The sequence below is a fragment of the Pseudomonas delhiensis genome (genome assembly GCF_900187975.1).
GTDB classification, from domain to species: Bacteria; Pseudomonadota; Gammaproteobacteria; order Pseudomonadales; family Pseudomonadaceae; genus Pseudomonas; species Pseudomonas delhiensis.
The window spans coordinates 13,853-27,727 of record NZ_FZPC01000050.1 but is presented as its reverse complement, the minus strand read 5'-3'; the positions used below and the strand labels follow the sequence as shown (position 1 = coordinate 27,727).

The 13,875-nt window shown below is 61.7% G+C and carries 21 protein-coding genes and 1 pseudogene; 20 read left to right on the top strand and 2 right to left on the bottom strand.

Annotated elements, in window-relative coordinates:
* Positions 1–568 precede the first annotated feature (568 nt).
* A complete protein-coding gene (locus CHC02_RS28825; protein ID WP_061562247.1) occupies positions 569–826 on the bottom strand; it encodes a DUF1654 domain-containing protein in 258 nt (85 codons plus the stop codon).
* A 454-nt stretch (positions 827–1,280) separates the two neighbouring features.
* Between CHC02_RS28825 and CHC02_RS28820 the strand changes: the two genes are divergently transcribed.
* From CHC02_RS28820 to CHC02_RS28790, 10 genes and pseudogenes are all read left to right on the top strand, one after another.
* A complete protein-coding gene (locus CHC02_RS28820) occupies positions 1,281–1,781 on the top strand; it encodes a hypothetical protein (RefSeq protein ID WP_139210280.1) in 501 nt (166 codons plus the stop codon).
* A 287-nt stretch (positions 1,782–2,068) separates the two neighbouring features.
* On the top strand, positions 2,069–2,221 hold the full coding sequence (locus CHC02_RS30355; protein ID WP_167364883.1) for a hypothetical protein: 153 nt from the start codon (positions 2,069–2,071) through the stop codon (positions 2,219–2,221).
* A 156-nt stretch (positions 2,222–2,377) separates the two neighbouring features.
* A complete protein-coding gene (locus CHC02_RS28815) occupies positions 2,378–3,574 on the top strand; it encodes a DUF7666 domain-containing protein (RefSeq protein WP_089394787.1) in 1,197 nt (398 codons plus the stop codon).
* Positions 3,575–3,671: 97 nt separating this feature from the next.
* Positions 3,672–3,965, top strand: a complete 294-nt coding sequence (locus tag CHC02_RS28810; RefSeq protein ID WP_089394786.1) for a hypothetical protein — start codon at positions 3,672–3,674, stop codon at positions 3,963–3,965.
* Positions 3,962–4,363, top strand: coding sequence for a hypothetical protein (locus CHC02_RS28805; protein ID WP_089394785.1), 402 nt, complete (start codon positions 3,962–3,964; stop codon positions 4,361–4,363). The genes CHC02_RS28810 and CHC02_RS28805 overlap by 4 nt, the downstream gene beginning before the upstream one ends.
* A gap of 106 nt (positions 4,364–4,469) precedes the next feature.
* A complete protein-coding gene (locus CHC02_RS30350) occupies positions 4,470–4,625 on the top strand; it encodes a hypothetical protein (protein ID WP_167364867.1) in 156 nt (51 codons plus the stop codon).
* Positions 4,626–4,973: 348 nt separating this feature from the next.
* Positions 4,974–5,123 (top strand): hypothetical protein, encoded by a 150-nt coding sequence (locus CHC02_RS30345; protein WP_167364866.1) that lies wholly within the window; start codon positions 4,974–4,976, stop codon positions 5,121–5,123.
* A gap of 54 nt (positions 5,124–5,177) precedes the next feature.
* The gene (locus tag CHC02_RS28800; RefSeq protein WP_089394784.1) at positions 5,178–6,281 is read left to right on the top strand and encodes an AAA family ATPase; all 1,104 of its coding nucleotides are present in this window, start codon (positions 5,178–5,180) and stop codon (positions 6,279–6,281) included.
* Positions 6,278–6,640: a hypothetical protein gene (locus tag CHC02_RS28795; RefSeq protein ID WP_208604373.1), complete on the top strand. Its 363-nt coding sequence runs from the start codon at positions 6,278–6,280 to the stop codon at positions 6,638–6,640. Before CHC02_RS28800 ends, CHC02_RS28795 begins: the two co-directional genes overlap by 4 nt.
* Positions 6,641–6,702: 62 nt before the next feature.
* Positions 6,703–8,004: pseudogene (locus CHC02_RS28790) on the top strand (DNA cytosine methyltransferase).
* Here the strand turns inward: CHC02_RS28790 and CHC02_RS28785 are convergent.
* A complete protein-coding gene (locus CHC02_RS28785) occupies positions 7,998–8,258 on the bottom strand; it encodes a hypothetical protein (RefSeq protein WP_089394782.1) in 261 nt (86 codons plus the stop codon). The pseudogene CHC02_RS28790 and the gene CHC02_RS28785 overlap by 7 nt on opposite strands.
* An 86-nt stretch (positions 8,259–8,344) precedes the next feature.
* Between CHC02_RS28785 and CHC02_RS28780 the strand changes: the two genes are divergently transcribed.
* From CHC02_RS28780 to CHC02_RS28735, 10 genes are all read left to right on the top strand, one after another.
* Positions 8,345–8,563 (top strand): hypothetical protein, encoded by a 219-nt coding sequence (locus CHC02_RS28780; protein ID WP_089394781.1) that lies wholly within the window; start codon positions 8,345–8,347, stop codon positions 8,561–8,563.
* Positions 8,560–9,390 (top strand): hypothetical protein, encoded by an 831-nt coding sequence (locus CHC02_RS30340; protein WP_167364865.1) that lies wholly within the window; start codon positions 8,560–8,562, stop codon positions 9,388–9,390. Before CHC02_RS28780 ends, CHC02_RS30340 begins: the two co-directional genes overlap by 4 nt.
* The gene (locus tag CHC02_RS30685) at positions 9,387–9,902 is read left to right on the top strand and encodes an XF1762 family protein (RefSeq protein ID WP_244161019.1); all 516 of its coding nucleotides are present in this window, start codon (positions 9,387–9,389) and stop codon (positions 9,900–9,902) included. The genes CHC02_RS30340 and CHC02_RS30685 overlap by 4 nt, the downstream gene beginning before the upstream one ends.
* On the top strand, positions 9,895–10,539 hold the full coding sequence (locus CHC02_RS30425) for a hypothetical protein (protein ID WP_208604371.1): 645 nt from the start codon (positions 9,895–9,897) through the stop codon (positions 10,537–10,539). Before CHC02_RS30685 ends, CHC02_RS30425 begins: the two co-directional genes overlap by 8 nt.
* A complete protein-coding gene (locus CHC02_RS28755; protein ID WP_089394780.1) occupies positions 10,520–11,002 on the top strand; it encodes an SAM-dependent methyltransferase in 483 nt (160 codons plus the stop codon). Before CHC02_RS30425 ends, CHC02_RS28755 begins: the two co-directional genes overlap by 20 nt.
* The gene (locus CHC02_RS28750; RefSeq protein WP_089394779.1) at positions 10,995–11,246 is read left to right on the top strand and encodes a hypothetical protein; all 252 of its coding nucleotides are present in this window, start codon (positions 10,995–10,997) and stop codon (positions 11,244–11,246) included. Before CHC02_RS28755 ends, CHC02_RS28750 begins: the two co-directional genes overlap by 8 nt.
* A gap of 40 nt (positions 11,247–11,286) precedes the next feature.
* Complete coding sequence (locus CHC02_RS28745; RefSeq protein WP_244161018.1) at positions 11,287–11,562, top strand: phiTE_015 family protein; 276 nt, start codon at positions 11,287–11,289, stop codon at positions 11,560–11,562.
* 196 nt (positions 11,563–11,758) lie between these two features.
* On the top strand, positions 11,759–12,193 hold the full coding sequence (locus CHC02_RS30335) for an ead/Ea22-like family protein (protein WP_176450354.1): 435 nt from the start codon (positions 11,759–11,761) through the stop codon (positions 12,191–12,193).
* A 208-nt stretch (positions 12,194–12,401) separates the two neighbouring features.
* On the top strand, positions 12,402–12,740 hold the full coding sequence (locus CHC02_RS30680; protein WP_244161017.1) for a hypothetical protein: 339 nt from the start codon (positions 12,402–12,404) through the stop codon (positions 12,738–12,740).
* On the top strand, positions 12,641–13,753 hold the full coding sequence (locus tag CHC02_RS28735) for a site-specific integrase (protein WP_244161020.1): 1,113 nt from the start codon (positions 12,641–12,643) through the stop codon (positions 13,751–13,753). Before CHC02_RS30680 ends, CHC02_RS28735 begins: the two co-directional genes overlap by 100 nt.
* The last annotated feature ends 122 nt before the right edge of the window (positions 13,754–13,875 follow it).

Genomic DNA, 13,875 nt, shown 5'->3' with positions numbered 1-13,875 from the left:
TCATGGTTGTGATCGATGACCGTAAGGACCACGCGAGCGCCCTGATGGAGCGCGACATCATCTCATCGCTGGTGAAGTCCATGCTGTTCACCGACCTGGAGAAGCGCGGCGCCAGCCGAAGTCATCACTAAGCATGCCCCTAAGCCCCGCGCCCGCTGGGCTTTTCGTTTCTGCCCCTTGACCGCCCTACCCGTTTTGGTAAATTTTCCCTGCCCTGGAGCTGGGAAGACAGCAGCTGCCAGGACAAGGCCGTATCGATTGGGTACGGCCTTTTCGTTTCTGGCAATGACGGCATCGCCTGCTACGCTGAAGTTTCCATGCTGAGACCTTTCCGGCCGCCCGTCCCTGATCGAGGCGGCCTTTCTTTTTCTGGCATCTGCACAGGAGGACGCCATGGGGCAACCACATCGACCGACCTTCTGGGTTCTTCTCTGCGCCTGGGCTATCGCCTCGGCAGCGATTGTCTCCGTCATCTGGCTGATACTGGGCCGAGCTGGACCAGGTTGATATCAATCGCCCCATGAAAAAGCCCCGCACTGCGGGGCTTTTCGTTTATGGCCTCTTCCTCCTACCAGGCACTCTCGTCCACCTGCCACCGAATGGTGACAGCGCCCTCCTCGCCCTCCTCGATATCCACCCCGTCAGCCAGGCTCATTTCGTCCAGTAGCCGGTCCCAGTCAGCCTGGCTCTCGCCCTCCTCCTTCCTGATGGTCAGCGACCGCGCCAGCTGCGCGGCTGGCATGCCCATCAGTCGCTGAATTCTTCTCCCCAGAACCTCGTAGCTGCTCGGTGCGCGGGGTTCCTGCCTCTTCGCTTGCTTTGCCATATCAACCTCCTGTTGCTGTATGCATATACAGTATTTCCTCCCTCAGGCTCTTTGCAAGCTGGCCGCATAGAAAATTTTTCCCTTAGAAAATCAACCGGATATCAACTGAAACACGAAATATCAACTTCTGGTTGTTGACATAAAACAACCACTGGTTGATATTTGTCTCACACCAACGCAATCCACCGCGCTGGCAAGGCAGAGATGCCTCGGCGAAGCCGGAAGCTCTTTAACAACGTGACCACTGATCAACAACAGATCGCATTGCCTCTACCGGCGACCGGCGATCCGTGCTCAGGCAATGCGGGCCTGGGCAACGCAGGAAGAACCTGCGGCGGACGAGGAGTTAGCCGAACCGAGCGAATGACCCGGCACGCAATGCGCCCCGCCACCCCGGCGGTAATGGGCAGGAACCTGGCTGTGCCGTGCGGCAATCGGCGCCGCAGTCAGGGGAATGACAGATCAGATAGACGCCGCGCAAGACGCCAGATTGCTGAGCGCGGCGGGAAAGCACGATTTCACTGGCTGGCCCTTCACCGAGGGCCAGACGGGAAGTCAACCAAAACGAGGAAACACCATGCTTCACGCAAACAACCGCAGCGTTAACGTGAGCCGGGTTGAGCTGGTTTCGGCTCTTAAGGCCGGCCGCGATCGTCACGCCATCGACTACGCCACTGCGGCGCAGGATTACGAGGACGCTGCCGTCAAGTTCCTCTCGGATGCACTGAAGCGCGCCAAGAAGGGTGACCTCAGCGACATCCATTTCAAGCTGCCAAAGCCGGAGAACCATACCGGCGACTACGACGAGATCATCGCGATGATGGAGCACTCTGTTGACGAGACCATCTCGCTGGATAGCACCTCGTTCCGCGCCTACTTCCTGGGCGAATGGGACTGGAAGCGCGGCTTCGATCTCGCCATGACCAGCCTGGGCGGCTACCTCGGCAAGCACTGATCCACACCGATGCCCTTCGGGGCATCGAACCTTGGAGTCATGAGGGGAGCGGTTTGCGGCGTGGAAAGTAGACACGCAGGGCAACGGATAGGCGCCCACCTAAACAACCGCCTGTAATACCAGCCACTTCTGAGCGACGTCCGGTATGCCTGCTGGGGCTAGAGCCGGAACTGGAGAGGAAGGCTTTGACGGCCTTACGAGGATAGCCGGGTTTACGACCGGCCAGACCGCTCCCCCATGGCTCCATTTAGCCCGCTACATACGGGCCTCTTTCCAGAGGAATTCCCATGCTTCTGATCATCCTGATCGGGGTGTTGCTTTCGTTTGCGCCGCCGGAATCGGCGCAACCCGAATTGCTTACCCGATCCTCCAGAAAGCCGGTGCGCCGGCATTGGTTCGAGCGATGTACCACCGGGGCGCCACTGCAATCCGGTGCATAGCGTCCCGCCAACAAACCTTACTACCGCGCCGAAAGCCCGTGACACCGCACGGGCTTTCTCTTTCCGCCCTCTTTCGCATGCCGACGCATCGCCGGCAGCCGAAAGCGCGCACCAGCCCTCGGCCAAGGGCATCCACGCACTCCAAAGGAACGCACCATGACCCGCAAGAAAAAGACCGAGGCTGCTGAAGAGATCGTCACCGCCTACAAAGGCTTCAATCAGGATCTGACCTGCCGCGGCTACCAGTTCGAGATCGGCGGCACCTACAAGCACGAAGGGGATGTCGAGGCATGTGCCTCCGGCTTCCACGCCTGCGAGTATCCGCTGGATGTGCTGGGCTACTACCGCCCTGCAGGTAGCCGCTTCGCGCTGGTCGAGCAGTCCGGCGACCTGAGCCGCCACGACGGCGATTCGAAAGTCGCCAGCCGCAAGATATCCATCAAGGCCGAGTTGACCATCGCGGGCCTGGTGAAGGCGGCCATCGAGTACACCGCCAGCCGGTGCAAGCCGGTCGACCCGGAGTCGCCTGCGTCGAGCACCGGCGACCGCGGCGCGGCGTCGAGCACCGGCGACCGCGGCGCGGCGTCGAGCACCGGCGACTACGGCGCGGCGTCGAGCACCGGCTGCCAGGGCGCGGCGTCGAGCACCGGCGACTACGGCGCGGCGTCGAGCACCGGCAACCGCGGCGCGGCGTCGAGCACCGGCTGCCAGGGCGCGGCGTCGAGCACCGGCGACTACGGCGCGGCGTCGAGCACCGGCAACCGCGGCGCGGCGTCGAGCACCGGCTGCCAGGGCGCGGCGTCGAGCACCGGCGACTACGGCGCGGCGTCGAGCACCGGCAACCGCGGCGCGGCGTCGAGCACCGGCGACTACGGCGCGGCGTCGAGCACCGGCGACCGCGGCGCGGCGTCGAGCACCGGCGACTACGGCGCGGCGTCGAGCACCGGCGACCGCGGCGCGGCGTCGAGCACCGGCTACCGCGGCGCGGCGTCGAGCACCGGCTGCCAGGGCGCGGCGTCGAGCACCGGCGACTACGGCGCGGCGTCGAGCACCGGCGACTACGGCGCGGCGTCGAGCACCGGCGACCGCGGCGCGGCGTCGAGCACCGGCGACCGCGGCGCGGCGTCGAGCACCGGCAAGCACTCGGTGGCGATGGCCGCCGGCATCGAAGGCAAAGCCAAGGCTTCTACGGGAAGCGCCATCGTTCTCTGCTACCGCGATACCGACGCGGAAGGCGATGACTACGCCCGAATTGTGCACATCAAGGCAGCCATCGCCGGCCAGGACGGCATCAAGCCCGACACCTGGTACCAGCTGAATGCTGAAGGCGAGTTCGTCGAAGTCGACGAATGACCAGAACAGCGAACGAGTCGAGGGGCTAGCGCAGCCAGACCTGACGCATCCGGGGAAGTGCCCGGCGTTCGCCCTAATTCTCTCCCAGGAGGAAGCCATGTCATTCCAAGCCAAGGAGCAGCGGAAGGCTCGCTGTCAGCACCTTTGCGAGTGCTGCTTCCGAATCGTCAACCCCGGCGAGCAGTACATGAAGATAGTCGGCCAGTTCGAAGGCGACTTCTACGACGCCAAGGTCTGCATGGCCTGCGACAGCTTGATCGAAATGGTCTGGTCGAGAGTCGGCCAGCATGAGTATCCAGATGGAATCGCCTTCCACGAGTTCTATGAGGTCGCTTCCGATCTTGAGCTCGCCTGCTGGATTCCGCAGAACAAAGCGAGGACTGCAGCATGAACGCCAAACTCCAACGCGCCCAGGCGGCGTATGACGCCATGGTGCCGGACGACTCTCTCCCTTGGTCGTCCAGTACCGAGTGGGCAAACATCCACTACTGCGCCGTCGATGACCTGATCCAGCGCGGCCAGGTCCGGTTCGCCGGAGTCCTGCTGGTTGAGGCTGACATCCTGTGCATCAAGGTGCAGGGCGCCGCTGAGAAGGCCATTAAGCAGGACCACGAGTGCTACCTGGCGCAGGCTGTGGTGGCCGCTGAGAACAACGACATATCCGAGGTAAAGCGGCTGCTTCGCTGCTTCATCGGCAAGGATACCGTCCGCGACATTGCTGGAGACTTGGTCAACGTCAAGCAGGACGAAATCTACCGGCTGTACATGGCAGCGCAGGAGGCGGCATGACAATCACCATCGACCTGACCAAGGCCGCCCAAGTCCTTATCTTCGGCGGCCTTTTTCTTGGCAGCGTCCTGGCATTCGCCTGGGCTTTTGTGGGGATGGTGACGCCATGATGAAGAAAGCCCTCCGCAACGGCCTGATCCTCGCCATCGTCGCCATGCTCCTGTTCTTCAAGGCCATCGAGTTCGCCGACTCCATCACGGGGCGGTACAGCATCGAGTCGCCTCAGTACCCAATCACGCACCCGAGCGCAGCGGGCCGGTAAACCGGATATCTGCGACTGGATCAGCCGGATAGTGCCAGGTGTGAAAACCCCGGCAGCCAAGGCCCGGAGCGCCCTTTTCTACGCCTGAGCGACTTGGCCGAGTGGCGCCGTAAGCGCCTTCCCTTTCCCTTCTTCCTGGAGAACAGCATGAGCCATACGCCTGGTCCATGGAGCCTGGAGACAGTAGGAACTCAATGCGGAATTTGCCATAAGGTGGGGCCTTTCCCTCCCAAGAGCGGAGGCCGAACTGAGCGCCATGCCTGTCTGTACGCTGACTACCCAAGCAATTCCGATCCAGCAGACCAGGAGCTTCTGGCAAACGCCAGACTGATCGCCGCAGCGCCTGACATGTTCGAAGCGCTGGACAACATCAGCGGCCTATCTCGCGCACTTCGCGTTGGCGGTCCCGATCCGATGGACCTGCAAGGCCTGTCGGACGCTCTTGAAGAGGCAATAAACCTCGCGCTCTCCGCCATGGCGAAAGCCACCGGTCAATAACCCATTACTCCCATCTCTACCAGCTGCGCGCCGCGCGGCAAAGGACCTGTACGCATGAAACTCTTCAAGAAAGCTGAGAACACCCAGGCCTACCTGAAGGCCGGTATCATGGGCTTCGCTGGCGACGGCAAGACCTTCACCGCGACAGAGATCGCCATCGGCATGGTCGAGCACATGCGAGCCAAGGGCCTGCCGGGTGGCGACAAGCCAGTGATGTTCCTCGACACCGAAACCGGCTCTGACTGGGTAAAGCCGCGCTTCGACGCTGCTGGCATTCCGCTGTTCGTAGCCAAGACTCGCGCATTCGTGGACCTGCTGACCGCCATCGACGAGGCCGAGGCTGAGGGCGCCTTCTTGCTGATCGACTCCATCAGCCATTTCTGGACCGGCCTCTGCGATGAGTATGCGAAGCGCCGCGGGCGCAAGCGTGGCCTGGAATTCAGTGACTGGGCGTGGCTGAAACAGGAATGGCGCCGCTTCACCGACCGCTACGTGAACAGCAACTGCCACATCATCCTGTGCGGCCGTGCCGGCTACGAGTACGATTTCTTCGAAGGTGAAGACGGCAAGAAGAACCTCGAAAAGACCGGCGTGAAGATGAAGGCCGAGGGCGAGACCGGTTACGAGCCGTCAATCCTGATCCTGATGGAGAAGCAGATGGACATCACCACCAGCCCTCCGCAGGTCTGGCGCACCGCCACGGTTCTGAAGGACCGCAGCACCAAGATCGACGGCAAGCAGTTCGCCAACCCCTCCTTCAAGGACTTCCTGCCGCACATTGAGTACCTGAACCTCGGCGGCCAGCACATGGGCGTCGACACCACTCGGGACAACGCTGAACTGTTCGAAGAAGACGGCGAACCACGCTGGCAGAAAGAGAGGCGCATGAAGGAAATCGCCCTGGACGAGATTGTGGAGCTGCTGAACAAGCACCACGGCGGCACCAGTAACGATGCCAAGAAGGCCAAAGGCGACATGCTGGAGTTCGCCTTCAACACCCGTAGCTGGGAGCGCATCAAGACCTTCGACTTCGCAGCCGTCAGCACGGCCCGCAATGCCCTCTGGCAGCGCCTGGAAGGCGTGGAATACCAGTGGGTTGAGCCTGGCAATGCGGAAGCCTATCAGGAGCCGCAAGCGGCCCAGGACGACGCGGCATGAGCATGATCCCCATCGACTACCGCACACGTCATCCTCTGGAAGATCGTCGGGAACAGTTGGCCGGCCAGGTTGAGCAGTACCTGGCCGGCGGTCACGTCATCCAGAGCATCCCCATCGGAGTCTCCGGCGAGAAGGATGCAGTCTGGAATAACCGCAAGCGCACTCCCGGGCAAACCGACAATGCGCATGCGGCCTTCCAGCGTAATGCCGCTGAGAAACGCCGCCTTCTCGCCGATACCGTCCGCTACTGTGCCGAGCAGGGAATGTCCATCAGCGCTACCGCCGACGCGATGGACCTGGATCGAAACACCATCCGCAAAATCGCCGCCGAACACGGCATTCAGTTCGGCAAGCGCTAACCATCCCATCCCCACGCCCTCCGCTGCACCGCGGCGCGGCGGAGCTTTGTCTGGAGAAAGTCATGACCATCAGCTACGGCTCGGTCTGCAGCGGCATCGAGGCCGCAAGCGTCGCCTAGCACCCGCTCGGCTTTCGCGCCAGTTGGTTCGCAGAGATCGAGCCCTTCCCCTGTGCCGTGCTGGCCTACCGCTGGCCGGAAGTTCGCAACCTGGGCGACATGACCAAGCTCGCCCGCGAGGTGCTGCTGGGAATCATCGCCGCGCCACTGATTCTGGTTGGCGGCACGCCATGTCAGGACTTCTCCGTAGCCGGCATGCGCGCCGGGCTCGCCGGGGAGCGCGGCGCCCTGACCATCAAATTCGTGAAGTTGGCAGATGCAATTGACCATGTTCGACCAGCCGGAGACGAGTGTGTCGTCGTCTGGGAAAACGTCCCCGGCGTCCTCTCCGATAAGAAAAACGCGTTCGGCTGCTTCCTCGGAGCCCTGGTGGGCGAATCCGAAGAACTTCAGCCGCCAGGGGGAAAATGGAAGGACGCTGGTTGTGTGTATGGACCCAAGCGAGCAGCCGCATGGCGGGTTCTGGATGCCCAATATTTCGGCCTGGCACAACGACGCCGCCGTGTGTTCGTTGTCGCAAGTGCTCGAGCAGGGTTCGATGCCGCAGCGGTACTTTTTGAGCACGAAGGCGTGCGCAGGGATCATCCGCCGCGCCGAGGCGAGGGGCAAGACGTTGCCGGCCACGCTCCTTTCGGCCCTGCGCTCCAGTGCGGATGCGGCTACATCTTCGACCTGAACCTTGGCCAATGGGGCTGCCCGAACTGCGAGGGAGACGAGGGGCCGGCCGTCGAGGTGCTGGCCGGCGTGCCGGCGTTCGGCGGGGAGAACCAGGGTGGCTCGCTGTTCCAGGCCGGCGCACTGACTGCTCACGGCGTCCGGAACGATTTCGCTTCAGAGACCTTCTGTGTTCACGGAACACAAGACCCAGACCTTCGGTGCAACGTGGCGCACACGCTTGGTCAGAACAACGGGCAGGAGAATGCCTTATTCGTCGCGCTCCGCGGTCGGCCGGGAGGCTCGGCGGCGGAGCTCGGAGCAGACCAGGCTGGCAGCCTTCGGGCCTCGCAAGGCGGCGGCGATAAAGCGCACGTACTCGTGGCGTCGACAATTCGACGCCTTACACCGCGCGAGTGCGAGCGCCTCCAGGGATTCCCCGACAACTACACGCTGATCCCATGGCGTGGGAAGCCCGCCGAGGAATGCCCTGACGGCCCACGGTACAAGGCCATCGGGAACAGCAAGGCCGTTCCCGTGGTGCGGTGGATTGGGCAGAGGCTGATGCTGCAGCTATCTACAGCCTATTGAACCTGCGCGAGGTAATCGTCGATCCAAGATGCAGCCCATGCCTGAGCAGCGGCCAGCGCTTCCTCCTGCGTTGCCCAGGGGCCTTTCAGCCGGTGGATCCTTGTTTCCTTGTCGTTGCCCGGAAGAAGCCCGTCGATATCCATTTCGCCGACGTGGTTCGCATTGACATCGATCCGATAGGTGAAGCGGACGGGGACATCACGATATCGAAATGCATTGGCGGGAAATCCCTGCTCGTTGTAAGGCTCAAACATCTATCTCTCCTTGATCCGGCCCCATGCCGGGCCAAAGAACCTACCCCACTCCCTGCCATTGCGCCACCCGGCGCGAGGTAACTCCCATGCCCCTCGACGAATCAGCCGTTCAGCGCGGTATCACCGAGCTGATCGCGAACCCGCACGCGCATTACCAAGCCCAGCTTGCTGAAGCTCTGTTTCACCAGCAGGCCCTGGACCTGATCCGGCGCATGAAATCCCACCTCACCAACGGAATCGGCGGCCAGCAGCTGAGCACAGAGGCTGCTGAGTTCATCGCCAAGCACACGAGGACGAAAGTATGAGCAAGGAACAAGAGAAGAGCGACGCCTGCGACTGGCTGGAGAACCTGGAAGGCGACGCCTGGGCTGATGCGTGCGAGGAAATTGCGGCATCTGTGCGGAAGCAGGCAGAGGGCGCGCAGGGGGAGCCGCTGCCGTACTGGGAGCCATGTAACCCGGCCTGCGATCCAGAACTTAATGGGTTCCGTGATCGGAAGTGCAGCTGCGCACAAGCCCGCGCCGCCCTGGCGCAACCCTCCCCGGCACCGAAACTTTCTACTGAGGACGAATTGGAGGCGGCAGGCCTCGGCTATCCGCTCGCCAAAGAGGAAGCGGTGAAGCTCTGGTACTCCGGCTTCCGGTCGGAGGTGATCACCGTACTGGAGGCATGGGAAGCCATCGGCCACGACATCGGCATGAACCCGGACAAGGGTGAGTTACTCGCCTCGCTGCGCTACATGCTGGAGAAGTGCGAAGCGCATGACGCCGCCCAGGCCAGGGTGGCGGAGTTGGAGCGCGCCCTACAGGCGGTGGTCAACGCTGCCGACCATGGTTCGTGGCCGACCACCGTAATGCATGGGATCGAGAAGGCGCGCGCAGTTCTCGCAAGCGACGGCCCGGTCGCCCAGGCTGGGCAGGTGCCGGATGGATGCGCGCCTGGCACTTACGCCATCGACTACCTCGATAACTGGGATGGCGAAGGCGATCGCTACTTCTGCATTGCCGAGAAGACTGCTGACGGGAAATGGATTCGCCACGAAAGCGGGCAGGAACTGCTGGAGTACAAAGGTGACGCGATTCTCGCGGCATGGCTGCTCGCTGCATCCGAGGCGCAGGAGTGTGACAAATGATCGAGCTTCGCCCTATCACGCGGGACCTGGCCGACCATTTCATTCGGCAACACCACCGGCACCACAACGTTCCGGTCGGAGCGCTCTGGCGACAGGCTGTCCATGACGATGACGGAAACCTGGTCGGTGTCGCCGTGATTGGCCGCCCTGTCGCTCGAGCCCTGGATGATGGACTGACGACGGAAGTTACCCGCCTATGTACCGATGGCACTCCAAACGCTTGCAGCATGCTGTATGCGGCAGCGCGGAGGATCGCCCAGGACAAAGGCTATCGACGCGGCTTGACCTACATCCTAGCCAGCGAAAGCGGTGGCAGCCTCCGCGCCGCGGGTTGGCGCCTGTTGTGGGAGGTGAAAGGCAGAAGCTGGGATTGCCCGAGTCGGCCGCGAACTGACAAGCACCCAACCGAAGACAAACAGGCTTGGGGCTGGGGCTCCTGGCCGCTCGCCGCCGCGCCTCAGCCGGCGAAGGGGGTTGATTATGACCTTTGCGACGGGGTGTGCGATGACTGAGAAATTCGGCAATCGAATCGCCACTACAATCCTGAGCCGACTTTCTGAACTTGGTTATGAAGTTCGTGAGTCAGGCAGCTACGCCAAGCTCGAAGCCGAGGCTCAGGCGCTCAGGGATCAGGTCAAAGCCCTCCAGTCCGATGCCAACAGCTACCAGTCCGGCTACAACGAAGGCCGTCGCATGGGGACCAAGCACCGGCAGAGCGAGGTCGAGCAGCTGACGCGCGAGGTTGAAGCCCTGCGCGCAAGGGTGGTTGTTGTGCCGAATGACCTGCTTCAGCGCTGCCGGGAAGTTCTCGGCTGGCAGAAGACCGGCGTCTTGAAGGGTGACGCATTGCGAAGCCTTGGGCGCAAACGCTGGCTAGGTGATCCGAACGAACTGCATCTTGCGGAGAATGAGACAGCGCGCGAGGCCTATCGGTTTATCGACGAACTGGCGCGCCTCAACGGCAAGGTGGTGAGCGAGGACACCCTACGCGTACTCATTGGTCACGCCACGGGCGAGATCAAGCACCTGAACAACGGCATGTGTCCTGACGACCTGGAAGGTCACGACACGCGCGATCCGGACTGCGCGGTATGCCGCGCCCTGCTCGGCGAGGGGAAGGAGGTTGCGGATGAACGCCCGCGTTCTTGATCCATGCTGCGGCAGCCGGATGATGTGGTTCGACAAGCAGAACCAGCTTGCCCTATTCGGCGACATCCGCGACGAGAAGCACACGCTCTGCGATGGGCGCGTGCTGAAGGTTGAGCCTGATCTGCTGATGGACTTCCGCTCGATGCCGTTTGACGACGGCGCCTTCAAGCTCGTGGTTTTCGACCCGCCGCACCTGAAGCGGGCCGGCGTCGACAGCTGGATGCGCGCCAAGTACGGGATGCTCACCAGCGACTGGAAGCAGGACCTGCAGGACGGGTTTCGGGAGTGCTTCCGGGTGCTGGAGGATTACGGAACGCTGATCTTCAAGTGGAACGAAACCCAGGTTCCGGTGCGCGATGTTCTGGAGCTGGCCGGGCAGAGGCCTCTTTTCGGTCACAAGTCCGGCCGGCGCGAGAAAACGCACTGGATCACGTTCATGAAGGAGGGAGACGGCCATGCCTGAGTTGAAGCCCATCGCCTGGGCGACGATCTACACCCGTGCCGGCCGAGAGGATCGCATCGAGATTGGTGATGCTAACCCTGTACGGGAACGCAATGCCGAAACCTGGGGTTGGCAGCACCGGCGCGTGCCGCTGGTGGAAATCCCCGCCGATCAGGTGCTGGTGCCGCGGGAGTTGATCATGCGTGCCATCGCCCTTGCAGAAGATGCCATTCGCGACGACCTCCGCGCTCTCCTCCAGCGCTAATCCTTCCCCTTAACCGCACACCCTCACGGGAGAACTGACCGTGCCTGACATTCGAGAAGAGTTTGAAGCGTGGCATCTGGCCAAGCATGGCTATATCACCCGAGGAAATGAAGACCTGGGCGAAGGTGCCTATGGGCAAGGCCAATGCTCGCAGCGCTGGGAAGTCTGGCAAGCCAGCCGCGCGGCTCTGAAGGTGGAGCTGCCGGATAACTCGGCTCGCGCTGGTAGTGATCCCTATCAGGACGGCTACTACGCCTGCCGCGAAGAAGTGGAAGAAGCCCTCCAGCAAGCCGGAATAGAGGTGAAGCAGCAATGACCGACAATCCTATCGATGCCAAGGTGCTTGAGCACCTGCGAAAGATTCAAGGCTCTACCGCATGGGCAATGCGACACGCCATAGGCGAGGACAGGCCGACGATAAGCAAGGCTCTGAATCGGCTCAAGCGCAAAGGGCTTGTTGAGTGCAACGGAACTCCCTACTGGGTGGCAACCGGACTACGAGGTACGCACGCATGAACGACCTCACCAAGCTGAAGGAGCTGGCGGAGAAACTTGCTCCGGCCTATCGGGATCCCTGGGAAAGCCACAGGCACAGCGCTTCGGCTGTGACCGTAGGAGCAGTGAACGAAAGCGGAGAGTACAGCGACTTTCTGGACGTTCGGATCAGCGACTGCTCGGCCTTCGACGAGCACGATGATGAACTGGCCGAATGGATCGCCGCCGCCAACCCCCAAGCCATCCTCGAACTGATTGAGCGCCTGGAGCGCGCAGAGGCAGACGCCGCTCGGTATCGGTGGCTCCGAGAGCAGCCAAACGACTGCAGTGCGCCACGCATCGACGTAGTTCGCTGGGAGCCCATGGATGAGTCGGCGAATGAAGGCGAAGGACTGCGTCTGGAAGCCCTGGACGCTGCAATCGACGCGGCCATGGGAGGAGGCGGGAAATGAGCGATCCGCCCTGCCCTCCAGACCGCCATACCTGGATATTCTCCACGCCCCTACATATTCGCTGTAGCAAGTGCGGCGCCATCGGCCAGCGCTGGCCTTCTCGGGCTGAGCGCGCCGAGTTCATCAAAGGACGTTGGTTCTACCTGCAGCCCAAGTTCTGATCACCATTCCACCATCGCCGCACCAGCGGCGCGATGAGGTATTGCCCATGCCCCAGGCAGAAAGCTTCAACGAGGACGTCGACAAGATATCCGAAGCGCGCCTCGCCTTCCTGATCGGCACCACGCAGAAGGCGCTGGAGCGCAAGCGCGAACGAAAAATCATCCCTGAAGGCGTCTGGTCGAAGATCGACGGCCGCATCATCTACAGCAAGCGGAGATACGACGAATGGGTCGAAAGCCTGTGGACAGACCGAGCGGCGTTGAGGTCGTCGGCAACTCGGTCCGCATCCGTTTCACATGGAATGGTGAGCGTCGGTGTGAAACCCTTGCCTATCCGCCAACCCCGCAAGGGATCGCCGCGGCAGGCGGTCTACGAGCTCAAGTAAAACAGCTCATCAAGCTCGGCGTACTGGATGACGACAAATACGCCGAGCTCTTCCCGACGTCCTCCTACACCCTCGATCACAAAACCCCCTCGTTCGGCGAGTATGCGCAGACCTGGCTGGATAGCCGGGAAATCGTTGATAGCACTCGCCGAAACTACAAGGCCACCCTGAATCGGTACTGGATGCCGCATTTCGCCACCAGGCGCCTTGACACCATCAAGTCTGGCGAAATCCGCAGGATCATTGCGACTACTGATTGGCCTTCGCCTGGCGTGAGAAGGAACGCAATCGATAAGGGCTCTTCGATCTTCAAGTCTGCCGTTGCGGATGGGTACATTGACCGCAACCCATTCGCAGGGATAGCCAGGCCAAAGCTGCAGAAGCGCTTGATTGATCCATTCGAGCGGGATGAGGCCGAGCTGATCATTCGCACCATGTACGAGACGCTTGACGGACTGCTGGCGGTCTATGCGGCGTACTTCGAATTCGCGTTCTTCACGGGGATGCGTCCGTCGGAAATGACGGCACTGAAATGGAGCGACGTGGATATGCGCAAGCGGACTGCACATGTGGGGAAGGTACGCGTGCATGGAGAAATCCATCAGCGCGTGAAGACGAAGCGGGACCGAACGGTGCTTCTGAATGATAGGGCCATACATGCCCTAGAGGTCGTTGAGCCACTGACGAAAGCCAGAAGCGAACACGTTTTCGCCCCAGCCGATAGCAGTGGCCCATACATCAGGTCGGACAACACCACCAAGAAGTATCTTCTGCAGACGCTGGCTACGCTGAAGATTCGTCGCCGGCGACAGTACGACACCCGCCATACCTACGCGACCATGTGCATCATGGCAGGCATGAATCCGGCGTTCATTGCCAACCAGCTTGGCCATAGCGTACAAATGCTTCTTTCGACCTACGCGAAATGGCTCAACTCCACTTCGGATTGGGCAGAGATAGGCAAGCTCGAAAGTTCTCCTGCAAATGGTATGAAAGTGGTACAGGCGAAATAGCAAATCCTCTGCAGGCCGCGCCAGAGTAAGCGGGAGTTTACAAAGCGCGACATTTCCTTATAGGATCGCGTCTTCCCCCTAAATTTCCGCTGCATGCGGTCAGGCCGCAGGTTCAGTCCGTT

Coding starts and splice junctions, on each gene's coding strand:
- CHC02_RS28825 (WP_061562247.1), bottom strand. CDS start 826: ATGGCAAAGCAAGCGAAGAGGCAGGAACCCCGCGCACCGAGCAGCTAC.
- CHC02_RS28820 (WP_139210280.1), top strand. CDS start 1,281: ATGACAGATCAGATAGACGCCGCGCAAGACGCCAGATTGCTGAGCGCG.
- CHC02_RS30355 (WP_167364883.1), top strand. CDS start 2,069: ATGCTTCTGATCATCCTGATCGGGGTGTTGCTTTCGTTTGCGCCGCCG.
- CHC02_RS28815 (WP_089394787.1), top strand. CDS start 2,378: ATGACCCGCAAGAAAAAGACCGAGGCTGCTGAAGAGATCGTCACCGCC.
- CHC02_RS28810 (WP_089394786.1), top strand. CDS start 3,672: ATGTCATTCCAAGCCAAGGAGCAGCGGAAGGCTCGCTGTCAGCACCTT.
- CHC02_RS28805 (WP_089394785.1), top strand. CDS start 3,962: ATGAACGCCAAACTCCAACGCGCCCAGGCGGCGTATGACGCCATGGTG.
- CHC02_RS30350 (WP_167364867.1), top strand. CDS start 4,470: ATGATGAAGAAAGCCCTCCGCAACGGCCTGATCCTCGCCATCGTCGCC.
- CHC02_RS30345 (WP_167364866.1), top strand. CDS start 4,974: ATGTTCGAAGCGCTGGACAACATCAGCGGCCTATCTCGCGCACTTCGC.
- CHC02_RS28800 (WP_089394784.1), top strand. CDS start 5,178: ATGAAACTCTTCAAGAAAGCTGAGAACACCCAGGCCTACCTGAAGGCC.
- CHC02_RS28795 (WP_208604373.1), top strand. CDS start 6,278: ATGAGCATGATCCCCATCGACTACCGCACACGTCATCCTCTGGAAGAT.
- CHC02_RS28785 (WP_089394782.1), bottom strand. CDS start 8,258: ATGTTTGAGCCTTACAACGAGCAGGGATTTCCCGCCAATGCATTTCGA.
- CHC02_RS28780 (WP_089394781.1), top strand. CDS start 8,345: ATGCCCCTCGACGAATCAGCCGTTCAGCGCGGTATCACCGAGCTGATC.
- CHC02_RS30340 (WP_167364865.1), top strand. CDS start 8,560: ATGAGCAAGGAACAAGAGAAGAGCGACGCCTGCGACTGGCTGGAGAAC.
- CHC02_RS30685 (WP_244161019.1), top strand. CDS start 9,387: ATGATCGAGCTTCGCCCTATCACGCGGGACCTGGCCGACCATTTCATT.
- CHC02_RS30425 (WP_208604371.1), top strand. CDS start 9,895: ATGACTGAGAAATTCGGCAATCGAATCGCCACTACAATCCTGAGCCGA.
- CHC02_RS28755 (WP_089394780.1), top strand. CDS start 10,520: ATGAACGCCCGCGTTCTTGATCCATGCTGCGGCAGCCGGATGATGTGG.
- CHC02_RS28750 (WP_089394779.1), top strand. CDS start 10,995: ATGCCTGAGTTGAAGCCCATCGCCTGGGCGACGATCTACACCCGTGCC.
- CHC02_RS30335 (WP_176450354.1), top strand. CDS start 11,759: ATGAACGACCTCACCAAGCTGAAGGAGCTGGCGGAGAAACTTGCTCCG.
- CHC02_RS30680 (WP_244161017.1), top strand. CDS start 12,402: ATGCCCCAGGCAGAAAGCTTCAACGAGGACGTCGACAAGATATCCGAA.